Origin of the sequence: Sphingomonas ginsenosidimutans (genome assembly GCF_002374835.1) — a bacterium.
GTDB lineage: Bacteria > Pseudomonadota > Alphaproteobacteria > Sphingomonadales > Sphingomonadaceae > Sphingomonas > Sphingomonas ginsenosidimutans.
The window spans coordinates 122358-144320 of record NZ_NWVD01000008.1; the positions used below are offsets into that span (position 1 = coordinate 122358).

The 21963-nt window shown below is 69.9% G+C and carries 27 protein-coding genes, 1 other RNA gene and 1 riboswitch; of the genes, 16 read left to right on the top strand and 12 right to left on the bottom strand.

Translation table 11 applies throughout. The features are described from left to right. Window positions 1-7: 7 nt before the first annotated feature. The 4 genes from COA17_RS15230 to COA17_RS15245 all read right to left on the bottom strand — a co-directional run bounded on the left by COA17_RS15230 (window position 8) and on the right by COA17_RS15245 (window position 3102). Window positions 8-193: a hypothetical protein gene (locus COA17_RS15230; protein ID WP_096613598.1), complete on the bottom strand. Its 186-nt coding sequence runs from the start codon at window positions 191-193 to the stop codon at window positions 8-10. Then, window positions 193-618 carry an MAPEG family protein gene (locus COA17_RS15235; protein WP_096613599.1) on the bottom strand — a complete coding sequence of 142 codons (426 nt, stop codon included), beginning with the start codon at window positions 616-618 and terminating at the stop codon, window positions 193-195. Before COA17_RS15235 ends, COA17_RS15230 begins: the two co-directional genes overlap by 1 nt. Before the next feature lie 60 nt (window positions 619-678). Then, the gene (locus COA17_RS15240; protein WP_066491101.1) at window positions 679-1761 is read right to left on the bottom strand and encodes a 1,9-bis(guanidino)-5-aza-nonane synthase; all 1083 of its coding nucleotides are present in this window, start codon (window positions 1759-1761) and stop codon (window positions 679-681) included. A gap of 108 nt (window positions 1762-1869) precedes the next feature. Then, entirely contained in the window at window positions 1870-3102 is a 1233-nt protein-coding gene (locus COA17_RS15245; RefSeq protein ID WP_096613601.1) for a type III PLP-dependent enzyme, read from the bottom strand. A gap of 149 nt (window positions 3103-3251) precedes the next feature. Here COA17_RS15245 and COA17_RS15250 point away from each other — a divergent pair, with 149 nt between their 5' ends. Both COA17_RS15250 and COA17_RS19465 read left to right on the top strand, forming a co-directional pair. Further along, window positions 3252-4214 (top strand): threonine ammonia-lyase, encoded by a 963-nt coding sequence (locus COA17_RS15250; RefSeq protein WP_096613603.1) that lies wholly within the window; start codon window positions 3252-3254, stop codon window positions 4212-4214. Next, window positions 4211-4378, top strand: coding sequence for a hypothetical protein (locus tag COA17_RS19465; protein WP_176484933.1), 168 nt, complete (start codon window positions 4211-4213; stop codon window positions 4376-4378). Before COA17_RS15250 ends, COA17_RS19465 begins: the two co-directional genes overlap by 4 nt. Window positions 4379-4595: 217 nt before the next feature. Here the strand turns inward: COA17_RS19465 and COA17_RS15255 are convergent, their stop codons facing one another. Next, entirely contained in the window at window positions 4596-5252 is a 657-nt protein-coding gene (locus COA17_RS15255) for an alpha/beta hydrolase (protein ID WP_066491109.1), read from the bottom strand. A gap of 83 nt (window positions 5253-5335) precedes the next feature. Between COA17_RS15255 and COA17_RS15260 the strand changes: the two genes are divergently transcribed. The 8 genes from COA17_RS15260 to COA17_RS15295 all read left to right on the top strand — a co-directional run bounded on the left by COA17_RS15260 (window position 5336) and on the right by COA17_RS15295 (window position 10940). Continuing rightward, complete coding sequence (locus tag COA17_RS15260; protein ID WP_281253333.1) at window positions 5336-6412, top strand: cysteine desulfurase family protein; 1077 nt, start codon at window positions 5336-5338, stop codon at window positions 6410-6412. Then, entirely contained in the window at window positions 6409-7488 is a 1080-nt protein-coding gene (locus tag COA17_RS15265; protein WP_070321842.1) for a cysteine desulfurase family protein, read from the top strand. The genes COA17_RS15260 and COA17_RS15265 overlap by 4 nt, the downstream gene beginning before the upstream one ends. Continuing rightward, window positions 7485-7787 (top strand): 2Fe-2S iron-sulfur cluster-binding protein, encoded by a 303-nt coding sequence (locus tag COA17_RS15270; protein WP_096613605.1) that lies wholly within the window; start codon window positions 7485-7487, stop codon window positions 7785-7787. Before COA17_RS15265 ends, COA17_RS15270 begins: the two co-directional genes overlap by 4 nt. Before the next feature lie 68 nt (window positions 7788-7855). Next, on the top strand, window positions 7856-8140 hold the full coding sequence (locus COA17_RS15275) for a hypothetical protein (RefSeq protein ID WP_096613607.1): 285 nt from the start codon (window positions 7856-7858) through the stop codon (window positions 8138-8140). A 63-nt stretch (window positions 8141-8203) separates the two neighbouring features. Beyond that, an RNA gene (gene ffs, locus COA17_RS15280) (signal recognition particle sRNA small type) lies at window positions 8204-8297 on the top strand. A gap of 354 nt (window positions 8298-8651) precedes the next feature. Then, a complete protein-coding gene (locus tag COA17_RS15285) occupies window positions 8652-10292 on the top strand; it encodes a DNA polymerase III subunit gamma/tau (protein WP_096613609.1) in 1641 nt (546 codons plus the stop codon). Continuing rightward, a complete protein-coding gene (locus COA17_RS15290; RefSeq protein ID WP_066485058.1) occupies window positions 10289-10612 on the top strand; it encodes a YbaB/EbfC family nucleoid-associated protein in 324 nt (107 codons plus the stop codon). The genes COA17_RS15285 and COA17_RS15290 overlap by 4 nt, the downstream gene beginning before the upstream one ends. A 91-nt stretch (window positions 10613-10703) precedes the next feature. After that, window positions 10704-10940: a hypothetical protein gene (locus COA17_RS15295; protein WP_066485056.1), complete on the top strand. Its 237-nt coding sequence runs from the start codon at window positions 10704-10706 to the stop codon at window positions 10938-10940. 129 nt (window positions 10941-11069) lie between these two features. Here the strand turns inward: COA17_RS15295 and mtgA are convergent, their stop codons facing one another. From mtgA to COA17_RS15315, 4 genes are all read right to left on the bottom strand, one after another. Continuing rightward, window positions 11070-11744 carry a monofunctional biosynthetic peptidoglycan transglycosylase gene (mtgA, locus tag COA17_RS15300; protein WP_066485051.1) on the bottom strand — a complete coding sequence of 225 codons (675 nt, stop codon included), beginning with the start codon at window positions 11742-11744 and terminating at the stop codon, window positions 11070-11072. A gap of 51 nt (window positions 11745-11795) precedes the next feature. Then, window positions 11796-12620: an alpha/beta fold hydrolase gene (locus tag COA17_RS15305; protein WP_096613611.1), complete on the bottom strand. Its 825-nt coding sequence runs from the start codon at window positions 12618-12620 to the stop codon at window positions 11796-11798. A gap of 62 nt (window positions 12621-12682) precedes the next feature. Beyond that, the gene (gene aroB, locus COA17_RS15310; protein ID WP_096613613.1) at window positions 12683-13804 is read right to left on the bottom strand and encodes a 3-dehydroquinate synthase; all 1122 of its coding nucleotides are present in this window, start codon (window positions 13802-13804) and stop codon (window positions 12683-12685) included. Continuing rightward, a complete protein-coding gene (locus COA17_RS15315; protein WP_066485043.1) occupies window positions 13801-14355 on the bottom strand; it encodes a shikimate kinase in 555 nt (184 codons plus the stop codon). The genes aroB and COA17_RS15315 overlap by 4 nt, the downstream gene beginning before the upstream one ends. A gap of 113 nt (window positions 14356-14468) precedes the next feature. Between COA17_RS15315 and COA17_RS19470 the strand changes: the two genes are divergently transcribed. The 4 genes from COA17_RS19470 to COA17_RS15330 are packed head-to-tail and all read left to right on the top strand — an operon-like array spanning window position 14469 to window position 18245. After that, a complete protein-coding gene (locus tag COA17_RS19470; protein WP_169803574.1) occupies window positions 14469-14606 on the top strand; it encodes a hypothetical protein in 138 nt (45 codons plus the stop codon). Then, window positions 14587-16368 (top strand): hypothetical protein, encoded by a 1782-nt coding sequence (locus tag COA17_RS15320; protein WP_096613615.1) that lies wholly within the window; start codon window positions 14587-14589, stop codon window positions 16366-16368. Before COA17_RS19470 ends, COA17_RS15320 begins: the two co-directional genes overlap by 20 nt. Continuing rightward, a complete protein-coding gene (locus COA17_RS15325; protein ID WP_096613617.1) occupies window positions 16365-17285 on the top strand; it encodes a tyrosine-type recombinase/integrase in 921 nt (306 codons plus the stop codon). Before COA17_RS15320 ends, COA17_RS15325 begins: the two co-directional genes overlap by 4 nt. A 9-nt stretch (window positions 17286-17294) precedes the next feature. After that, window positions 17295-18245, top strand: coding sequence for an acetyl-CoA carboxylase carboxyltransferase subunit alpha (locus tag COA17_RS15330; protein WP_096613619.1), 951 nt, complete (start codon window positions 17295-17297; stop codon window positions 18243-18245). Between the two features lie 85 nt (window positions 18246-18330). On the opposite strand, the gene COA17_RS15335 is transcribed toward COA17_RS15330, so the two are convergent. The 3 genes from COA17_RS15335 to COA17_RS15345 all read right to left on the bottom strand — a co-directional run bounded on the left by COA17_RS15335 (window position 18331) and on the right by COA17_RS15345 (window position 19229). Continuing rightward, window positions 18331-18510 (bottom strand): Flp family type IVb pilin, encoded by a 180-nt coding sequence (locus COA17_RS15335; protein ID WP_066485636.1) that lies wholly within the window; start codon window positions 18508-18510, stop codon window positions 18331-18333. Between the two features lie 208 nt (window positions 18511-18718). Next, a complete protein-coding gene (locus tag COA17_RS15340; RefSeq protein ID WP_066485634.1) occupies window positions 18719-18898 on the bottom strand; it encodes a Flp family type IVb pilin in 180 nt (59 codons plus the stop codon). 139 nt (window positions 18899-19037) lie between these two features. After that, window positions 19038-19229 carry a Flp family type IVb pilin gene (locus COA17_RS15345; RefSeq protein WP_141397115.1) on the bottom strand — a complete coding sequence of 64 codons (192 nt, stop codon included), beginning with the start codon at window positions 19227-19229 and terminating at the stop codon, window positions 19038-19040. Window positions 19230-19267: 38 nt separating this feature from the next. On the opposite strand from COA17_RS15345, the gene COA17_RS15350 reads away from it, so the two are divergent. Continuing rightward, a complete protein-coding gene (locus COA17_RS15350; RefSeq protein WP_096613623.1) occupies window positions 19268-19693 on the top strand; it encodes a (deoxy)nucleoside triphosphate pyrophosphohydrolase in 426 nt (141 codons plus the stop codon). Next, window positions 19694-19883, top strand: a riboswitch (cobalamin riboswitch). A gap of 129 nt (window positions 19884-20012) precedes the next feature. Beyond that, complete coding sequence (locus tag COA17_RS15355; protein ID WP_096613625.1) at window positions 20013-21950, top strand: TonB-dependent receptor plug domain-containing protein; 1938 nt, start codon at window positions 20013-20015, stop codon at window positions 21948-21950. Window positions 21951-21963: the final 13 nt, after the last annotated feature.

Genomic DNA, 21963 nt, shown 5'->3' on the forward strand with positions numbered 1-21963 from the left:
GGCACGGTCAGCGCAGCTTGGCGATCGACAGTCCGTCGGCCTTGGCGCGGTCCCTGGTCGATTCCTCGCTGCGCTTCAGCGCCTTGGCGATCGCCTTCAGCGCCATGCCCTTCTTGGCGAGCGTATGCAGCTTCTGGATTTCGTCTGCGGTCCACGGCTGGCGGTGGCGCTCGAACGTCTCGCCCCTGGCCATCAGAATACCGCCAGCGCGGCGTGGAGCGTCAGCGCGGCGAGCGCGAGCGTGGAGGCGAGGAACAGCATGAAACGCGGCTGTACCCGGTTGACGGTCGTCTGCACCAGACTGTGCGCGATCCGCAATGCGACATAGGCCCAGGCGATCCAGGCGTTGACGCCGTTGCCGGTGCCGGTCAACGCGATCACCCCGCACACCGCATAGAACAGCGTCGGCTGCTCCATCAGGTGGTTGTAGTTATGCGCCTTCCACTGGATGTGCGGCGGCAGCGCGGCATCGGCGTCGCTTGCCTTCGATCCCACCAGCCGCGCCAAGTCGACCCCCGCCGCGCGCATCGCCGGCAGGCGCGTCGCGATCACCCATGCCAGCATGACCAGCGACCAGCCGATCAGCACCACCACCGGGCGCAGAATCTCCGCGTGCATGAAAAAGCCTCCCCCGTACCGTTACGAGGGAGGCTTCTCACATTTCGATCGGGGGCGCTATCAGGCGGGGAAGATCGACGCCCACTTGCGCACCGGGCGGTCCTTCCACAGGCCGCGGTGATAGGCGTCCGACGCCAGCAGCGGCATGACCGAGCCGGCCTCCGCGAACACCATCTGCTCGATCGCGGTGTTCACCTTGCCCCAGCTGGCCGCTTCCTGCAGCGTGGAGGACGAACAGGCGCCGTCGCGCACGTCGGCGACGGTAATCTGCACCGCGTACTTGTGCACCTCGACGTCGTGGTGGCCAAGGATCTCGGCGCAGACGACGGTGTCCTGGATGAAGTTCTTCGGCACGCCGCCGCCGATCATCAACAGGCCGGTGACGCCCGCCTCGATCTTGATCTGCGTCAGCTCGCGGAAGTCGGCGATCGCGTCCAGCACCATGTACGGGCGGCCTTCCTTCGCGGCATCGACCTGATGCTTGACCAGCCCGAACCCGGCCGAGCTGTCGACGAACGCCGGGCAGAAGATCGGAACGTCATGCTCATAGGCAAGCTTGACGAGGCTGTTCTCCTTCTTGCCGTGCTCGGCCAGGTACTTGCCCATCTCGCGGATGAACGCGCGCGACGAATAGGGCTTGGGCTCCAGCGACTCGGCGATCTTGTTGATCGTGAAGTCGCAGTCCTGCAGCTGCTCCTCGTCGATGTAGGTGTCGTAGATGCGGTCGATATACAGCGAGCGCAGCGTGTCGTCGTCGGGGATCTCCAGCGCCTGGTAATGCTTGTGGCCCAGCCCTTCGAAGAAATCCATGTCGACGATCGAGGCGCCGGTGGCGACGATCACGTCGACCATGTTGTTGCGCACCAGATCGGCATACAGGTCCATGCACCCGCCCGCCGAGGTCGAGCCGGCGATGACGAGGCACACCGTGCAGTCCTTGTCGGCCAGCATCTGGTTGTAGATCTTCGTCGCGCGGCCCAGGTCGCGGCTGGTGAAGCTCATGTCGGCCATCGCATCGACAATCGGGCGCGCGTCGAAGCTCTTGATGTCGATGTGCTTGACCGTCTTCGACAGCAGTTCCGCCTTGCGGGTGTCGTTGATCGGCGCGTTGGCGGCCGCGGTCTTGGTGAGGGTGTCGGTCATGGGTGGCTCCCACAGGGTAACGCACGTCGTTGAGGGGGACGCGAAAACCCGCACGGCGGCGGCGCGGGGATCGTCCCGCACCGCCGCCGAATCAGTGAAGTCGTTCGGTTACAGCGTGACGACGTTGCTGGCGACCCGCGGCGCCGCCGCGAGATACAGCGACACCATCGGCTCGTCGGTGGCCACCACCGTCTCGTCGGAGGTGAAGCCGTTGAACGCCGTGCGCATCGCCGCGCCATAGGCGCCGAGCATCCCGATCTCGATATAATCGCCGACGGTCACGTCCGCGGGCAGCGGAAACGGCCCCGGCATGTGATCCAGATCGTCGCAGGTCGGACCCCAGAAGCTGAACGGATGATCGCGGACGGTCGATTCCGGCTCGCGCAGCAGCGCCACCGGATATTTCCAGCCAATGTGCGCGGCATCGAACAGCGCGCCATAGGCCCCGTCGTTGATATACAGTTCCTCGCCGCGGCGACGCTCGACGCGCACCACGACCGAGCTGTATTCCGCGCACAGCGCCCGGCCCGGCTCCGCCCACAGTTCCGCCGAATAGCTGATCGGCAGGCTTTCGAAGGCGCGGTGGATCGTCTCGAAATACAGCTCCAGCGGCGCAGGCACCATGCCCGGATAGGCCGACGGGAACCCGCCGCCCACGTCAATCACGTCCACCGTGACGGCGGCCGCGACGATCGCCTGGCGCACGCGCTCCATCGCCTCGGCATAGGCGTTCGGCGTCATCGCCTGCGACCCGACGTGGAAGCAGATGCCCAGCGCATCGGCGACCTGGCGGGTAGCGAGCAGCAGCTCCTTGGCCTCATCCGGCGCGACGCCGAACTTGGCGCCCAGCGACAGCTTCGAATGTTCCGACGACACGCGCAGCCGGACGCATAGCGTCAGGTCGGTCGCGCCGCGGGTGGCGCGGACGATCTTCGACAGCTCTTCCATGCTGTCGAGCGAGAAGGTGCGCACGCCGTGCGTGAAATACGCCTCGGCGATCGCTTCCTCGGCCTTGACCGGGTGCATGAAGCAGAGCGTGGCGTCGGGCACGGTACGGGCGACCAGACGCACCTCTGCGATCGACGCGACGTCGAACGTCGTCACGCCATTGTCGTAGAGGATGCGGATTAGGTCGGGCGACGGGTTCGCCTTCACCGCGTACATCGAGCGGCCCGGAAACTTCTCCGTGAAGAAGCGGGCGGCCCGTGCCGCTGCGTGCGGACGGACGATCGTCACCGGCTGAACCGGCCGACGGGCGGCGATGTCGATCGCTCCACCGATGGAGGTGGCGGAAGCGGTCGAGGGGGCAGCTAGCCCCAGCGCGCGATGATGCTGGTGCAACTCAAGGGACCTCCAATTGCCTTGCGGCATACGGTGACAAAAAGCTGCCTTGCGGTTGGAAGTCCCATGGGGCAGCGGAGGCGCGAAATATGATCGACGTTCGGCCTTGTAAAGTGGCTGATGCGACGAAAGGTGCAAATGTGACGTTTATGCGACAGCCGACGCGCGCTGGGGTACGGGACGCCGCGGCCAAGATCGCGCAAATCCTGCCGCCGACCCCGATTTTCACCCACGACATCAGTGGGATACCGATCGTCTTCAAGGTGGAGTCGTTACAGCCGATCGGTGCGTTCAAGATTCGCGGCGCGTGGCACCGGCTGACCGCGATGAGCGACTCGGCGCGCGCGAAGGGGGTCGTGGCCTTTTCGTCGGGGAATCACGCGCAGGGAATCGCCTGGGCGGCGCGGCGGCTGGGCATGATCGCAACGATCGTAATGCCCGCCGACGCGCCGCGCGCGAAGCGCGAGTCGACGCTGGCGCTCGGTGCCGAGGTGGTCGACTACGACCGCGCGACGCAAAGCCGCGAGGCGATCGCTGGCCAGCTGGCGGCGGCGCGTGGCGCGACGTTGGTCCCCAGTTTCGACGACCCCTGGGTAATCGAGGGGCAGGGCAGCGCCGGGATCGAGGCGGAGCGGCAGATGATCGACGCGGGGCTGGGCGCACCAACCCATGTCGTCGTGCCGTGCGGCGGTGGCGGCCTGTCGGCGGGGATCGCGCTGGCGCTGAAGGAGGCGCGGATCACCGTCGTCGAGCCGGAGGGTTGGGACGACATGCGCCGCAGCCTGGAGGCGAGCTGGATCGAGCCGGTCGGCCCCAATCCGCCGCCGACCGCATGCGATTCGCTCCAGACCCCGCAGGTCTCGCCGTTGACCTTCGACGTGCTGTCGCGCCGCGACGCGACCGGCGTGGCGGTGAGCGAGCGCGAGGTCGCCGCGGCGCAACGCTGGGCCGCGCAGCGGCTGCGGCTGGTGATCGAGCCGGGCGGCGCGGCGGCGCTGGCGGCGGTGCTGGCGGGGAAGGTGCCGCCCGAGCCGGGGATGCTGGTGATCCTGTCGGGGGGCAATGTCGACATGGATGCCTATGCCCGCGCGCTGGCGGGGGACGTGGCATGAACGCGATCGCCGGCGCTGCGCCCGCGATCGCGATGCTCGGCGCGATCGCCTGCCTGATCGGCGGCGGCTATCTGATCGCCACCGGCCGCGACCGGAAGAAGGGCGCGCTGATGCTGGTGATGGCCGCGGTGCTGGTGGGCAACGTGCTGATCGGGACGATGTGAGCGGGCGTCGCGCTGGCGGAGGAAGACCCCAGCCTTCGCTGGGGGTGACGGCCGGGAATTCGTCGCCCCAGCGCAGGCTGGGGCCGCTGTCGGCTCTTGCTGCACCTCCAGGCGGCGCGCCGCGGGCAACGCCCGCGTCGTCGGACGGCGCGATGCGTCGCCGGCCGCGCTGGCGCGCGAGGCGCGGATCAGCGGTGCCGATCCGCTCACGCCAGCGTCACTTGATCGGGCTGTTCGGATCCAGCCGCATGTCCAGGTACGTGTCGACCGACTTCATCAGGTCGTCCAGTTCATGCTCGAAGAAGTGGTTGGCGCGCGGGATCACGTCGTGGTGGATCGTGATGTGCTTCTGCGTGCGCAGCTTGTCGACCAGCTTCTGAGTCGCCAGCGGGGTCGCCACCTCGTCCTCGGCGCCCTGGATGATGATGCCCGACGACGGGCACGGCGCCAGGAAGCTGAAGTCGAACATGTTGGCGGGCGGGGCGACCGAGATGAAGCCGCGGATTTCCGGGCGCCGCATCAGCAGCTGCATCCCGATCCACGCGCCGAAGCCGAAGCCCGCGATCCATGTCGACGACGCCTCGGCATGGAAGCTCTGCACCCAGTCGAGCGCGGAAGCCGCGTCGGACAGTTCGCCGATGCCGTTGTCGAACGTCCCCTGGCTCTTGCCCACGCCGCGGAAGTTGAAGCGCAGCGTCGCGAAGCCGCGGCGCTGGAACGTCTTGTACAGGTTCTGGACGATGCGGTCGTTCATCGTGCCGCCCGCATTGGGATGCGGGTGCAGGATCATCGCGACCGGCGCGCGCGGCTTGGGAGCGGGGGCGAAGCGGCCTTCGATGCGGCCTTCGGGTCCGGGAAAGATGACTTCGGGCATGGTCACTCTTGTTCTTTTGGGCGGGCGTTGGGCCGCGCGGAAAGCGCGCTATATAGGGTCGCCGTGCGATAAGGGAACGTTTCTTGACCGCAACCGCTGGCCCGAACCCGGACGGGCGCCTGTATCTGGACCATGCCGCCACCACGCCGATGACCGCTGCCGCGCGCGACGCGGTGGCGCAGGGCCTGCGCGACTGGGCCAATCCGTCGTCGCCCCATGCGGAGGGGCGTGCCGCGCGCGCGCGGCTGGAGGCGGTACGCGGCGCGGTCGCCGCCGCCTATGGCTGGCGCCACGAACTGCTGTTCACCAGCGGGGCGAGCGAATCGCTGGCGATCGGCATCGGGCGCGCGATGCGGGCGCGCCGGTTCGTGTCGGCGGTGGAGCATGACGCGGCGCTGCGCGCGGCGGGCAGCGCGCCGGTGCTGCCGGTCGGGCCCGACGGACTGGTCGACATGGCCGCGCTGGCGGATGTCGGCGACGCGCTGGTCGCGGTGCAATGGTGTAACAGCGAGACGGGCGTGAAACAGCCGATCGCGCCGATCGCCGCAGCGGTCCATGCGCAGGGCGGGGTGCTGCTGGTCGATGCGGCGCAGATGCCCGCATCGGCCGAGCTGGCCGAGCATGCCGATCTGGTCGCGGTGTCCGCGCACAAGCGCGGGGGCCCGCCCGGCGTCGGTGCGCTGCTGGTCCGCGATCTGGCGCTGCTCAGCCCCAGCGGCGGGCAGGAGCGCGGCTATCGCCCCGGGACCGAGAATCTGCCGGGCGTGCTCGGCTATGCCGCCGCGCTGGCCGAGCCGGAGCCGGACCATGCCGAACTGCGCGCGTACCTCGACGACGCGATCCGCCGTTCGGGGGGCGAGGTGGTGGCGGATGCCGCGCCGCGTCATGCCGCGATCGGATCGTACCGGATGCCCGGCGTCGCGGCGGCGGCGCAGCTGATCCGCTTCGACATAAGCGGGATCGCGGTCTCGGCGGGCAGCGCCTGCGCCAGCGGCAGCCTGAAGCCCAGCCACGTCCTGCGCGCGATGGGGTGGAACGAGGAGTCGACCCGCGAGGTGGTGCGCGTCAGCTTCGGCCGGACGACGACCCGAGACGAGGTGGAGCGGTTCGTCGCGGCATGGCGCGCCGTGGCGAAGGATGCGCGGCGGGTCGCGGCGTGACCTACCTCGATTACCAGGCGACCACCCCGCTGGCGCCCGAGGCATTCGAGGCGATGCTGCCGTGGCTTCGCGACCAGCACGCCAACCCCCATTCGCCGCACCGCGCCGGCCGCGCCGCGCGCGCCGCGGTGGAGGTGGCGCGCGATCGCGTCGCCGCGCTGCTGCCCGCAGGCGGCCGCGTCGCCTTCACCGGCGGTGCGACCGAGGCGCTCAACTGGGCGATCAAGGGCGCGCCCGCCGGGCGGGTGGTGACGATCGCCACCGAACATGCCGCGGTGCTGGATGCGGTCGCGGCGCGCGGTGGCGATACCGTCGTGTTGCCGGTCGGCGCGGATGGGCTAGTCGACATGGACGCGGCGCGCGGCGCGATCCTGCCCGGCACCGCGCTGGTCGCCGTGATGCTGGTCAACAACGAGATCGGCGTGATCCAGCCGGTCGCGGAGCTGGCCGCGCTCGCGCGTGATGCGGGTGCATGGATGCTGGTGGATGCGGTGCAGGGCTATGGCCGGGTGCCGATCCCCGATGGCGTCGATCTGATCGCGATCTCCGCGCACAAAGTCCATGGTCCCAAGGGGATCGGGGCCTTGTGGCGGCGCGACGGGATCGCGCCCGCCCCGCTGCTGCATGGCGGCGATCAGGAGGGCGGGCGGTCGGGCACGCTGTCCCCGGCGTTGTGCGCGGGGTTCGGGGTGGCGGCGCAACTTCTGAGGGAACGCGCGGCGGCCGACGCGGATCATGTCGGTCGCCTGTGGGATGTGGCTTGCGCACGGCTGGCGGGCTGGGCCGTCAACGGATCGCGCGCGCATCGCTATCGCGGTAACATCAACGTCCGGCGCGACGGGCTGGACGTCAACCGGTTGATGAGCGACCTGCGCGATGTTGCCTTTTCCGCCGGATCCGCCTGTGCCAGCGGATCGGGACGCGCCAGCCACGTGCTGCGCGCGATCGGGCTGTCGGAGGCGGCGGCGCGCTCCTCGATCCGCATCGGCTTCGGGCGCTATACGACCGTGGACGAGCTTGGCGGCGCCCTCGACCGGATCGTCGCGGCGGCGGATGCGCAGCGGGTGGCGGCATGAACGTCGTCTTCGTCGCGCCGGATGGCACGGTGCGGGAAGAAGCCGCGACCCAAGGCGAGCGATTGCTGGACGTGGCGCAGCGCGCGGGCCAGCCGCTGGAGGGGACGTGCGGCGGCGATCTGGCGTGTGCGACCTGCCATGTGATCGTCGAGGCCGCCGATTTCGATCTTCTCCCCCCGCCGGGCGAGGAGGAGGAGGACATGCTCGACCTCGTCCCCGGCGCGCGCCGCACCAGCCGGCTGGCGTGCCAGGTGCAGATCGACGCGGCGCTGGGGAAGCTGACCGTGAGATTACCGTGAGGTTCAGGGGAGGTGCAGCGCCCCGGCCCTAGTCTGTCAACACAGACCATGAGCAGGAGTAGGTGCACATGAAACTGATCGCACTGAGCATCGCCGGCGTCGTTGCGGCGAGCGCGCTGACCCCCACCGCCGCCGCGGCGCATCCGCGCGGGCCGGGCTGGGACCGTGGCCCCGGCTGGGATCGTGGACCGGGACGGCATTGGGATCGCGGCCGCCACTGGAACCGCGGCACGCGCTGGGATCGCGGCCCGCGCTGGAACCGCGGGCGTCAGTGGGGCGACGTGCGGACGGTATGTCGCTGGCAGGACAGCTATTACGGCCCGGTGCGCCGCTGCTATCGCGCGCGCTGGTGACGGCGTGACCGGCCGCCGGGCGATGGGTCTTGAACCCGCCGCCCGGCTCGGCCATATGGCGCGCGGGAGTCGGGCGGACGTGGTCGTCGCCAACCTGGTCAGGTCCTGACGGAAGCAGCCACAACGATTTCGCCGCGGGTCGTCCCGGCTCCCACCGCGCCGAGCGCAGGCGGCGATCCTCGCCGCACGACGCGCCAGCGCGGCCGACGGGCGGGTAAAGGCCGAACCCGTCCGACGACGCGGCTTCGCCGCGGCGCATCTAGCCCGTCTTGGACCATCACGGAAACGTGCGGCATCACCCGTCGCGCGACATAACCCTGGGCTCCTGCCTGCGCAGGAGCACGCCGACCGCGGCGGCTCAACCGTGTTCCGGCGAACGCCGGAACCCAGGACGACAGCATACTACCACCGTTACCGGCGAACCCCGCCTGACGCCGGGCATTCGCCCGGATCGCGCGACGATTATCTCCGCCTTCGACAGCGCGCGTTGGCGTGCCTATATCGCAACGCAATGTCCGACTCCCTCGATCTGGGCGCGCCCCCTGCGCCACCGGCCGGCGCGCAGCCGTATCGCGTGCTGGCGCGCAAATATCGCCCGCAGACGTTCGACGCGCTGATCGGGCAGGAACCGATGGTCCAGACGCTGGCCAATGCGATCAAGCGTGACCGGATCGCGCATGCCTTCCTGCTGACCGGCGTGCGCGGGGTGGGCAAGACCAGCACCGCGCGGCTGATCGCAAAGGCGCTCAACTGCATCGGCCCGCACGGGCAGGGCGGGGCGACGATCGCGCCGTGCGGGGTGTGCGAGCCGTGCCGCGCGATCGCGGAGGGCCGCCATATCGACGTGATCGAGATGGACGCCGCCAGCCACACCGGCATCGACGACATCCGCGAGATCATCGAGGCGTCGCGCTATGCCGCGGTGTCGGCGCGCTACAAGATCTACATTATCGACGAAGTCCACATGCTGTCGAAGGCGGCGTTCAACGGCCTGCTCAAGACGCTGGAGGAGCCGCCCGCGCATGTGAAGTTCCTGTTCGCCACGACGGAGGTGAACAAGGTGCCGGTGACGGTGCTGTCGCGCTGCCAGCGGTTCGACCTGCGCCGCATTCCCGCCGAACTGCTGGCGAAGCATTTCGCGCATGTGGTCGCGGCGGAGGGGGCCGAGGCGGAGCCGGAGGCGCTGGCGCTGATCGCGCGCGCGGCGGAAGGGTCCGCGCGCGACGGTCTGTCGATCCTCGATCAGGCGATCGCCCATGCCGACATGGCCGGCGGCGGGGTGCGCGCCGATGCGGTACGCGACATGCTGGGCCTGTCGGATCGCAATGCCGTGCGCGACCTGCTGGCGCTGATCCTGGCCGGCGACGCGCCCGGCGCGCTGGCGGCGATCCGCCGGCAGTACGACCTGGGCGTCGATCCGCTGGGCGTGATCCGCGCGCTGATGGAGGCGGTGCACGGCATCACCCAGGTGAAGGTCGGCGCCGCCGACGATCCGGCGCAGCCGGTCGAGGAGCGCGCCGCCTATCGCGACTGGGCGGGGACACTGTCCTTCCCCGCGCTCCACCGCCTGTGGCAATTGTTCCTGAAGGGGCATGAGGAGGTGGCGCGCGCCGCGCTGCCGATCGAAACCGCGGAGATGGCGATCCTGCGCGCGATCCACGCGTCCACCTTGCCCGATCCGGCCGATCTGGCGCGGCGGCTGGCGCAGGGCGGGCCGTTGCCCGCCGCCGCCACATCCGCGTCGCCGCCGCCGCCCGCACCGCCCGCGCCCGCCGATCGCATGCCCGGCGAGTTCGCGGGCGTGCTGGCGCTGCTGGACGAGATCGGGAAGCTCGACCTGCTCGTCCGGCTGAAGCGCGGCGCCAGCCTGGTCAGCTACAAGCCGGGCGAGATCGTGCTGAGCGGCAACCGCCCGCTGTCAACCGATACGCTGGGCGATCTGGCGGCGGTGCTGCGCGAGGCGACGGGCAAGCCGTGGCAGATTTCGATGGCCGACCTGCCCGGAGCGCCGACCGTGTTCGAGGCGGAGCAGGACGTGGTGCAGGCGCGCCATGATGCCGCGCGCACGCATCCGGTGGTCGATGCCGCGTTCCGGGCGTTTCCCGATGCCGAACTGATCGAACCCAAACCAGCCAAGCGGAGTATCACGTGAAGGATATCAACGACATCCTGGCCATGGCGCAGAACGTCCAGAACGAGCTGCAAAAGGCGCAGGACAGCCTAGACACGATCGAGGTGGAGGGCGCTGCGGGCGGCGGCCTGGTCAAGGTCAAGGCGTCCGCCAAGGGCAGGATCATCGCGGTCGCGATCGACGATTCGCTGATCGTCCCGTCCGAAAAGCAGATGCTGGAGGATCTGGTCGCCGCCGCGTTCAACGACGCACGCGCCAAGGCCGACGCCGCCTCTTCCGCCGAAATGGCCAAAATGACCAGCGGGCTGCCGCTGCCGCCGGGGTTCAAGCTGCCGTTCTGATCGCCGGCCGGTTTTCCGGGCGAACTGCTTGCGATAGCGGAACAATCCGGCCGTGCGTCGATTTTTGGCTGATCCATGACAGGAGGATGCCATGACGGACGACCGGGTAACGCAGACGCCGCATACGACGATCATCGAACGCCGCGGCGGCGGTGGCGGGTTGCTGATCGGTGCCGCGATCCTGGTCGCGGTGCTGGTCGCGGCCTATTTCGTGCTGATGCGCAGCGACAGCGAAACCGCGAAGAACAATGCGATCACCTCGGCCGCGCAGAGCGTCGAGAAGACCGCCGACAAGGCCGGCGGCGCGATCGACAGCGCGACGAAGTAACGACCTTCGCGCGGGACGTCATCCCAGCGCAGGCTGGGATCTCCCGGTGGCAGTAGCCGCGCGAGGCCCCAGCCTGCGCTGGGGCGACGTTTCGGGGAGGGCAGGCGGCGTCGTCACGGCCTGCTCCCCTCACTTCAGACAGCTGTCCAGCCCCGCCCGCTTCACCACCCCGACATAGCGCGACAGTGCGTTGCCGTGCCGTCGCACGAAACCGCGCGGGTCGACCGCCTCGCGCTTCTTGGGCAGCGGCAGGACGGCGGCGATCCGGCCCGCCTCCATTGGGGTCAGCGTCGCGGCGGAATGGCCGAAATACCGTTCGGCGCCGGCCTCGACACCATAGGTGCCGATCCCGGTCTCGGCGATGTTGAGGTACACCTCCATGATCCGCTTCTTGCCCCAGATCGTCTCGATCAGGACGGTGAACCACGCCTCCAGCGCCTTGCGCAGATAGCCGCCGCCCTGGAACAGGAAGGCGTTCTTGGCGGTCTGCTGACTGATCGTCGATCCGCCGCGGATGCGCCCGCCCTCCATGTTGCTCTTCGCCGCCGCGGCGATCCCGCGCCAGTCGAAGCCATGGTGCGAGCAGAAACGCGAATCCTCCCCCGCGATCGCGGCGCGCGGCATGTCCGGGTCGATCCGCGACAGCGGGGTCCAGTCCTTCGTGACGGAATGGCCGGCGATCAGGTCGCCCGCCATCGTGAAGGTGAAGGGCGGGGGGACGACCGCATAGATCGCGACCCACAGCACCGACACGATGACGAAGCCGATGACGACCTTGAGCAGCAGGCGAAGCGCGAACAGCATGATCGCGCTTCGCTAGCCGATTGCGACGGCCAAGTCAGCGGGGGGAAGCGCTTACTGGCCCAGGAACGTCAGCAGGTCGCGAGTCAGCCGCTTGCCCTCGGTGGCGAACAGGCCGTGGGGCGCGCCGTCATATTCGACCAGTTGCGAGTGCGCGATCCCGCGCGCCGCCTCGCGCCCGCTGGCATCGATCGGCACGGTCTTGTCCGCGGTGCCGTGCAGCACCAGCGTGGGGACGCGGAACGCGGGCAGGTCGCCGCGGAAATCGGTGTGGCCGAAGCTTTCGGCGCATTTCAGCGTCGGTTGCAGCCCGGCCTGCATCGCCAGCCGCCATGCCCAGTCGAGCGTCGCGTCGCTGACCGGGCTGGTGATATAGCCGACGCCGAAGAAGTCCTTGAAGAAATTGCGGAAGAACTCCGGCCGGTCCTCGGCGATGCCGTCGGCGATCTGTTGCAGCGTCTCTTCGGGCACGCCATCGGGATTGTCCTCGGTCCGGAGCATGTAGGGCACCACCGATCCGACCAGCCCGGCGGCGATCACGCCCTTGCCGTCGTAGCGGCTCATGTAGCGCGCCACTTCGCCGCCACCCATCGAAAAGCCGACCAGCGTCAGGTCGCTGCCGACCCCCGCCGCCTGGATCACGTCGGCCAGATCGTCGGTCAGCGTGTCGTAATCATAGCCGCGCCACGGCTGCTCCGAGCGACCGAACCCGCGCCGGTCATAGGCGATCGCGCGAAAGCCCGCATCGGCCAGCGCCTTCATTTGCGGGTCCCAGCTGTCCGACGACAGCGGCCAGCCATGGATCAGGACGACCGGGCGCCCTTCGCCCCAGTCCTTGACGTAAATGTCGGTGCCGTCGCGCGTCTTGACGTAAGGCATGGGAAACTCCGCCGATCGAGGTCAGAAGCGACCCGAACGCGGCGCTTCCCCGCCCGTTCCCGTCAGCGGGCGCTCGCCAGGAACGCCTCGACTTGGTCGAGCGCGACGGTGCGGTCGAGGTAGGTGCGCCCGATGCCGTTCGATAGCAGGAACGGCAACGTGCCCGCCGCCATTTTCTTGTCGTGGCGCATATGCTCGACCAGCCGCGCGGGCGGCGCGTCGATCCCGGCGGCGGCCAGCCCGTCGGGCAGCCCGCTGGCGCGCCAGTGCGCGGCGACCCGCGCGGCGTCCTCCGGCGGGCAGCGCCCGGTTTCGGCCGAAAAGGCGAAGGCCAGCGCACAGCCCGCCGCCACCGCCTCGCCATGCAGCAGCCGGTCGGAAAAGCCCGCCTCGGCCTCGAGCGCATGGCCGAAGGTATGGCCCAGGTTGAGCAGCGCGCGCCGCCCGGTCGTCTCGAATTCGTCCTCGCCGACGATCCGCGCCTTGGCGGCGACCGAATGCGCGATCGCATAGGTGCGCGCCGCCGCGTCGCCCGCCAGCAGCGCCGCGCCGTTCGCCTCGCACCAGGCGAAGAAATCCGGATCGTCGATCAGCCCGTATTTGACCACCTCTGCATAGCCGGCGCGTACCTGCCGCGCTGGCAGGGTATCGAGGACGTCGGGGTCGATCAGCACCGTCGCGGGCTGGTGGAACGCACCGATCAGGTTCTTGCCGGCCCGCGCGTTGATCCCGGTCTTGCCCCCCACCGACGAATCGACCTGCGCCAGCAACGTGGTGGGCACCTGTACGAACCCGCAGCCGCGCTTCAGGATCGCGGTGGCGAACCCGACCAGGTCGCCGATCACCCCGCCGCCCAGCGCGATGACATGGTCGCCGCGTTCGACGCCCAGCGCCAGCAGTTCGTCGGTGAGACGTTCCAGCGTCGCCCAGCTCTTCGATCCCTCGCCCGCGGGCAGCACGATCGCGCGGTGCGGCACGCCCGCGTCGTCCAGCGATGTCTGCAGCGTCGCCAGATGGCCTGCGACATTCTCGTCCGCGACGATCGGCATCGTCCGCCCGCGCGCGATCGGTGCCAGCAGGTCGCCCGCGCGCGCCAGCAATCCCGCCTCGATCCGCACGTCGTAGCTGCGCTCGCCCAGCGCCACGGGCACGGTGATGCCCTTGTCGATCGCGATATTCGTCATTTGCCGATGGCCTTCATGATCGCGCGCACGGTGATGTCGTGCGGCGCATTGCCGCTGGCGACCCGCAGGTGCGCCTGGGCGTAGAGCGGATTGCGCACCGCGGCGAGATCGCGCAGCACCTGCGCCGGATCGCGCCCGCGCAGCAGCGGGCGGGTGTCGCGACGCCCGACGCGGTCGACCAGCACCTCGACCGGCGCGTCGAGCCAGATCGACAGCGCGTCGGACAGGATCAGCGCGCGCGTCTCGTCATTCACGAACGCGCCGCCGCCGGTCGCGATCACCTTTGGCCGCCCGTCGATCAGCCGCTGGATCACGCGGCGTTCGCCGTCGCGGAAATGCGCCTCGCCGAACTTGGCGAAGATATCGCTGATCGTCATCCCCGCGGCATGTTCGATCTCGTGATCGGCGTCGACGAACGCCAGCCCCAGCCGCGCCGCCAGCCGCCGCCCGACGGTGGACTTGCCTGCGCCCATCAGCCCCACCAGCACGATCGGCTGGCCGGTCCATCGCGGCTTTTCCGGGGAACGGGGAACGGGCGGGCTTTGCAACATCGTCCGCCGGGCTATACAGCGCACGTCGGCCGCGGCAACAGACCGTGCGCACCCGTTGCCGGGCGCCGGGCTGGTGTCCGGCCCGGTATCTGGCACGTTGTTAGGTGAAGTCCATGTCCCGGTTGCTCGTCTCCCTGATCGTCTTGCTGGTCGTCGTGCTGGGGGCGCTGTTCTTCCTGGCGGGCCGCGCCACCGAACGTCCCACCACGCGCGTGGAAAAGGTGGTCGAGCTTGGCAACCTCGCGAATTAAGCGGGCGCTGGTCGCCGGCGGCGCGGCGCTGGCGTTCGGCGCGGCGGCGCTGGCGCAGCAACAGCAGCAGCAGCGGCCGGAATCGCTTCTTCCCCCCGGCTTCGGCGATCCCGCGCCCGCCCCGGCGCCGGCGCCCACCGCCGCGCGCCCGGCGGCGGCACCCACCGCCGGCGCGACCGGCGCGTTCATCCAGCCGCTGCCCGGCGTGGCCGCGACGCCGCTGCCCGAACCGTCGCCCAGCGTCAGCCCCACGGCGGTGGCGACGCCGCGCTACGTCATGCCCGCCTCCGCGCGCCGGTCGCTCGCGCTGGTCGGCGCGGCGGATTCGTTCCGGCGCGATGCGTTCGGCACGGCGGACGGGCGTTATCTGGAAATCGTCATGCGCCGGCTGTCGGCGCCGCTGCCGTCGCGCTGGCTGTCGATCGCGCTGCGGCGGATGCTGGTGGCGCGGGTCGATACGCCGCGTGGGCTCAATGGCGCCGATTTCGCGGCCGAGCGCGCGTGGCTGCTGCTGCGGATGGGCGAGTCGGTCGGCGCGCGGGCGGTCGTGCAGGCGGTCGATACCGATCGCGTCACGCCCAAGCTGCGCCAGGTGTGGATGCAGGCCGCGCTGGCGAACGGCGATCCGGGCGGGCTGTGTCCGCTGGCGCCGATCGCCGGCAATGCCGAGCGCGGCTGGGTGGTGGCGCGCGCGATGTGCGCCGGGCTGACCGGCGACGCGCGCGCGCGCGCGCTGATCGCCGATGCGCGGCGGCAGCGGGTGGCGAGCGGGATCGACCTGCAACTGGCGCAAAAGGTGATGGGCGCGGGCGTCGACAGCCGTCAGGCGATCACCGTCGACTGGACGCCGGTGGTGCAGCTGACCGCGTGGCGTTTCGGGCTGGCCGTTGCCACCGGGGCGACGGTGCCCGACGAACTCTATGCCACGGTCGGCGCGCAGGTGAACGGCTGGCGCGCGCTGGCGCCGGGCATCCCGCTGATCCAGCGCGCGGCCGCGGTGGACCGCGCGGCGGCGATGGGCGTCGTCAGCAGTGCGGCGCTGGTCGACCTGTATTCCGCGCTGGCCGATGCCGATGACGTGCCCGGTGCGCTGACCCGCACCACCAACGGCCTGCGCGATGCCTATGTCGCCGCGGACGACGGCGCGCGGCTGTCGGCGCTGGGCGCGTTGTGGGACGGGGCGTCGGACGAGGCGGGGCGCTATGCCCGGCTGATCCTGACCGCCCATGCCGCCGCGCGCGTCATCCCGCGCGCCGGGGTGGACCAGGTCGACCGGCTGGTCGCCGCTATGCTGTCGGCGGGGATGGATCGTACCGCGCTGCGCTGGCAACCCTATGTCCGCGTCGGCGGCGATGCCTGGGCGATGCTGTTGCTCGCCGATCCCGACGCGCGCGGCATCCGCCCCGGCAGCATCATCGGCGATTACGCGCCGGAGGGCGCGACGGCGCAGCGCCGGAAGCAGATGTTCTTCGCCGCGCTGGCGGGGCTGGGGCGGCTGTCGGCCGCGGATGTCGAGGAGAATGCCGCGACGCTGGACGTGCGGATCGGATCGCCCAACGGCTGGACCCGCGCGATCGACCGTGCGGCGGCGGAGGGGCAGGCGGGCACCGTCCTGCTGCTGGCAGCGACGGGGATGCAGGCGGGGAACTGGCGCGCGGTCCCGCCGGCCGCGCTGTACCGCGCGCTGCGCAGCCTGCGCGCGGTCGGGCTGGACGGCGAGGCGCGGATGATCGCGGCCGAGGCGATCGCGCGGCTGGCATGACGACCGCGGTCGGTGACCGCGATGCGATCGACCGCTTTCTGGAGATGATGGCGGCGCAGGCGGGGGCGGCGGCGAACACGCTGGCCGCCTATCGCCGCGACCTGACGCTGGCGTCGGCGGATCTCGACGGCGGCCTTTCGCGCGCCGATGCCGCCGCGCTGGGGCGGCTGGCGGACGGCTGGCGCGACCTGTCGGGCGCGACGGTCGCGCGCAAGGCGGCGGCGCTGCGCCGTTTCTTCGGCTTCCTGGCGGAGGAGGGCGACCGCGCCGACGACCCCTCGCCGGCGCTGCCGCGCCCGGCCACGCGCCGCCCGCTGCCGCGCACGTTGGGCCATGGCGATGTCGACCGCCTGTTCGCCGCGCTGGGCGCTCGGCTGGCGCGCGATCCGGTGATCCCCACCGACCTGCGCCTCGCCGCATTGGTCGAACTATTGTACGGATCGGGGCTGCGCGCCAGCGAGCTGGTGTCGCTGCCGCGCAACGCGATCCATCCCGACCGCCCGTTCCTGATCCTCAAGGGGAAGGGCGGGCGCGAGCGGCTGGTGCCGGTGTCGGACCGCGCGCGCGCGGCGATCGCGGCGTGGCGCGCGCATGTCGCGACCGACCGCGCGTTCCTGTTCCCGTCCGGCGCGACGCATATCTCGCGCGTGCGGCTGTTCCAGCTGGTCCGCACGATCGCGGGGGAGGCGGGGATCGCGCCCGACCGGATCAGCCCGCACGTCCTGCGCCATGCCTTTGCCACCCACCTGCTGGAGGGCGGGGCGGACCTGCGCGCGCTCCAGACGATGCTGGGCCACGCCGATATCGCGACCACCGAAATCTACACCCATGTCGACACGCGGCGGCTGGTCGAACTGGTCAACGAACGCCATCCGCTGGCGGAGGCGCTCGTTGACGCATCGGCGACACCGCCGTAACGGCGCGCGATGGCCAGTTTCCTCGACTTCGAAAAGCCCATTGCCGAGCTGCAGGCGCGCATCGACGAATTGCGCGATACGGGCGCCGACGGCGGCGTCGATATCTCCGCCGAGATCGCCAAGCTGCAGGGCAAGTCCGACAAGCTGCTGAAGGACACCTTCGCCAAGCTGACCCCGTGGCAGAAGACGCAGGTCGCCCGCCATCCCGAACGCCCGCATTTCAAACATTATGTCGCCGGGTTGTTCGAGGAATTCGTGCCGCTGGCGGGCGACCGCGCGTTCGGCGACGATCAGGCGATCCTGGGCGGCTTCGCCACGTTCCGCGGGCACCGGATCATGGTGCTGGGCCATGAAAAGGGCGACGACACCGCCAGCCGGCTGCGGCACAATTTCGGGATGGGCAAGCCGGAGGGTTATCGCAAGGCGATCCGCCTGATGGAGATGGCCGACCGCTTCGGCCTGCCGGTGGTGACGCTGGTCGACACGTCCGGCGCCTTCCCGGGCATCCAGGCCGAGGAGCGCGGCCAGGCCGAGGCGATCGCGCGTTCGACCGAGGCGTGCCTGGGCCTGCGCGTCCCGCTGGTGTCGGCGGTGGTGGGTGAAGGCGGATCGGGCGGCGCGATCGCGCTGGCCAGCGGCAATCGCGTGCTGATGTTCGAACATGCCGTCTATTCGGTGATCTCGCCGGAGGGCTGCGCCTCGATCCTGTGGCGCACCGCCGACAAGGCGGCGGACGCGGCCGAGGCGATGAAGGTGACCGCGCAGGACCTGAAGGCGCTGGGCGTCGTCGACACGATCGTCCCCGAGCCGCTGGGCGGCGCGCATCGCGATCCGTCCGGGGCGATCGCCGCGCTGGGCGATGCGATCGACAAGGCGCTGGCCGATCTGGGCAAGCTGGCCCCCGACGCGCTGGCGCGCGATCGCCGGGCCAAGTTCCTGGCGATGGGCCGCGTCGTCTGACGCGCACACCACGCGACGACGGCGCATGAAAAGGGCGGCGGGAGTGATCCCGCCGCCCTTCGTGCATCCCGATAGGGTGCGCCGCTTACTTCGGCGTCGCTTCGGTCTTCATCTTGCCCGACACGGCGTTGAAGGTGCTGCCCAGCTGGTTGCCCAGGCCCTTCATTGCGGCGATCGCGGCGACGGCGATCAGTGCGGCGATCAGGCCGTATTCGATCGCGGTGGCGCCCTTGCTGTTCTTCAGGAACGCGCGGATGGTCTGCATGGAAAATTCTCCCGTTCGCTATTGTGCTTCAGTTACCCGGCGACGGGGCTTCGACCCCAATCGCATCATCGGTATCGCACACAGGCTTTACTGAAGATAAAATGAGAAGAACGAAGCATGGTGGTAAAGGAAACATGAACCGGACGCAGCAAAAGGGCGACGGAACCGAAGTTCCGCCGCCCGATGTGCGTGTCCGAAGACGCGAAGCTTACTTCGGCGTCGCTTCGGTGGCCATCTTGCCCGACACCGAGTTGAAGGTGGTGCCCAGCTGGTTGCCCAGGCCCTTCATCGCGGCGATGGCGGCGACGGCGATCAGCGCGGCGATCAGGCCGTACTCGATCGCGGTGGCGCCCTTGCTGTTCTTCAGGAACGAACGAATCTTCTGCATATCGATCTCCAGTGGTACCAAAGCTTCAGCTACCCGGCCGACGTCTGTTGACGTCGAGCCCATCCCGTTTATGATGCCGCGGTTGACGAAAGATTAAAGTAAGCATCGTGCCGCAAATATTTGATAGTTAACGGCAAGGTTACTTTGCGATATTCATGTTGTTGTTGGCGTAGGCGTACATCGCGCTGCTGGCATTGACGAACTTTCCCGCCGCCGCGACCATCGACATCGCAATCATCGCCAGGATGATGCCATATTCGGTTGCCGATGCGCCGCGACGGTCGCGCACGAGGCGCAGGAGACGGGCGACAAGGCGATCGGGGGCTGGCATGGCGCCGGGCTTGGCACAGCGGGGTTAAGGAAAGGTCGATGGGGTCGCCGATACTGGTCGTCGCCGCCGCGCTGATCGACGCGCAGGGGCGCTGCCTGATGCAACAGCGCCCCGCCGACAAGCAGCATGGCGGGCTGTGGGAATTTCCCGGCGGGAAGGTGGAGCCGGGGGAGGCGCCCGCCGATGCGCTGGCGCGCGAACTGGCCGAGGAACTGGGGATCGCGGTCGCGCCCGCCGCGCTCGCCCCGCTGTCGTTCGCGGTGGATCCCGCCAGGCCGGGCGCGGCGCTGGTGATGCTGCTGTACCGCTGCACCGAATGGAGCGGCATGCCCCGCCCGCTGGCGGCCGATGCGCTGCGCTGGGACCTGCCGTGCGCGCTTGCCGATCTGCCGATGCCGCCGGTCGACGTGCCGCTGCTTGCCGCGCTGCGACAGGCTCTTGCCGTGCCCGCTCCGCTGTCATAGGGGGGCGGGCAGCGAACAGGTTCCCCCTAGCCGGGGATGAAATGGGAATCCGGAACCGATCCGGAGCTGCCCCCGCAACTGTGACCGGTGAGCCGATCCCCGCGCGCGCCACTGGACCTTCGGGTCTGGGAAGGCCGGGATCAGGCGTCGACCCGGGAGCCAGGAGACCTGCCTGTCCGTGGTTGTCCTTCGCGCGGACGGGGTGTGCCGGGCGATCGAGGTCTTTTCCTCGCGTGACGACTGTTCTGGGGTCGGCACGCGGGGGTGGCATCGCCACGCGCCGTCGCCGTCCCGCACATGTGATGGGGACCGAGGGGACATGAACTACCGTATTTCGCTGATCGCGCTGCCGCTGCTGACGGCGGCGCTGCCGGCCCATGCCAGCGAGCAGAGCGCGCAGTCCGGCCCGGCGCTGGAGGAAGCGGCCGCCGCCGGCGACGCGATCGTCGTCACCGCCAATCGCACCGCGCGCCCGATCGACACCGTGGGGCAGGCGATCACGGTGCTCGACACCGCGACGATCGAACAGCGTCAGAGCGTGACCGTCGCCGACCTGCTGCGCCAGACGCCGGGCGTGTCGGTGGCGCGCAACGGCGGTATCGGCGGCGTGACCAGCGTGTTCATTCGCGGCGCGGAAAGCGACCAGACCGTGGCGCTGATCGACGGGGTGAAGATCAACGATCCGTCGTCGCCGGGCGGCGGGTTCAACTTCGGTGAGTTGCTGATCGGCAATATCGCGCGGATCGAGGTGCTGCGCGGTGCCGAATCGGTGCTGTGGGGCAGCCAGGCGATCGGCGGCGTGGTGAACATGATCACCCGCCAGCCGACCGAAAAGCTGACCGTCAACGCGCGCGGCGAAGGTGGCTGGCACGGCACCGGGCAGGGCGTGGCGAACGTGGCGGGCCGTGTCGGCCCGGTATCGGCGAGTGTCGGCGGCGGCTATTTCACCACCGAGGGCACGTCCGCCGCGGCGGTCGGGACCGAGCGGGACGGCTATCGCAACTATGGCGCGAACGGCAGCGTCAACATCGCGCTCGCCGATGCGGTGTCGGTCGACCTGCGCGGCTTCTATTCGAACGGGCGCGCCGATTACGACGGCTTCGCCCCGCCCACCTATGCGTTCGGCGATACGCGCGAATATAGCGAGACCGAACAATGGGTCGGCTATGGCGGGCTGAACGTCGCGCTGTTCGCCGGGAAATTCCGCAACCGCTTCGCCTATGCGCGCACGCAGGTGAACCGCGCGACCTTTGATCCGGCGCAGACCCCGGCCGAAACCTTCCGCGCGCGCGGGCGTAACGAGCGGCTGGAATATCAGGGCAACGTCGATCTGGGCGATATGGTGCGCGCCACCTTCGGCGCGGAGCGTGAGGTGTCGCGGCTGTTCACCGCCGGGTTCGGCGCGGTCAGCAACGCACGCGCGCGCATCTGGGGGGCCTATGGTCAGCTGTCGGTGATGCCGGTGACCGGGCTGACCGTGACGGGCGGTGTGCGCCACGACGACCACGACCGGTTCGGCGGCGCGACGACCGCCTCGGCCAGCGGCGCCTACACCCCCAACGGCGGCGCTACGGTGCTGCGCGCCAGCTATTCGGAAGGGTATAAGGTGCCGTCGCTGTACCAGCTGTTCGGCGATTACGGGAACCGCACGCTGCGCCCCGAACGCTCGCACGGCTGGGACGCGGGCGTGACGCAGCGCGCCCTGGACGGGGCGGTCGAGGCGAGCGCGACGTGGTTCCACCGCACCTCCACCGATCTCATCAGCTTCGTGTCCTGTGCCGCGGGGGCGGGCGGCATCTGCACCGATCGCCCGTTCGGCACCTATGACAACGTCGCACGCGCGCGGGCGCAGGGGCTGGAACTGGCGCTGGCGCTGCGCCCGGTCGAGGCGCTGACGGTGTCGGGCGCCTATACCTATCTGGACGCGCAGAACCGCTCGCCCGGATCGGCGTCGTTTGGGCGCGCGCTCGCGCGGCGGCCGTCGCAGAGCGTGACGATGAACGCCGACTATCGCTGGCCGATCGGGCTGACCACCGGCGCGACGGTGACCGCGGTGGGCGACAGCCTCGATCCGTCGGCGCCGCGCGGGCGGCTGGACGGCTATGTCCTGGCCGACGCGCGCCTGTCCTTCCCGCTGGGCGAGCACGTCGAGCTGTACGGGCGGGTCGAAAACCTGTTCGGCGAACGCTACCAGACCGCCGCCGGCTATGGCACGCCGGGCCGTGCGGCCTATGGCGGCGTCCGCCTGCGGTACTGACGGAAGGGGAAGG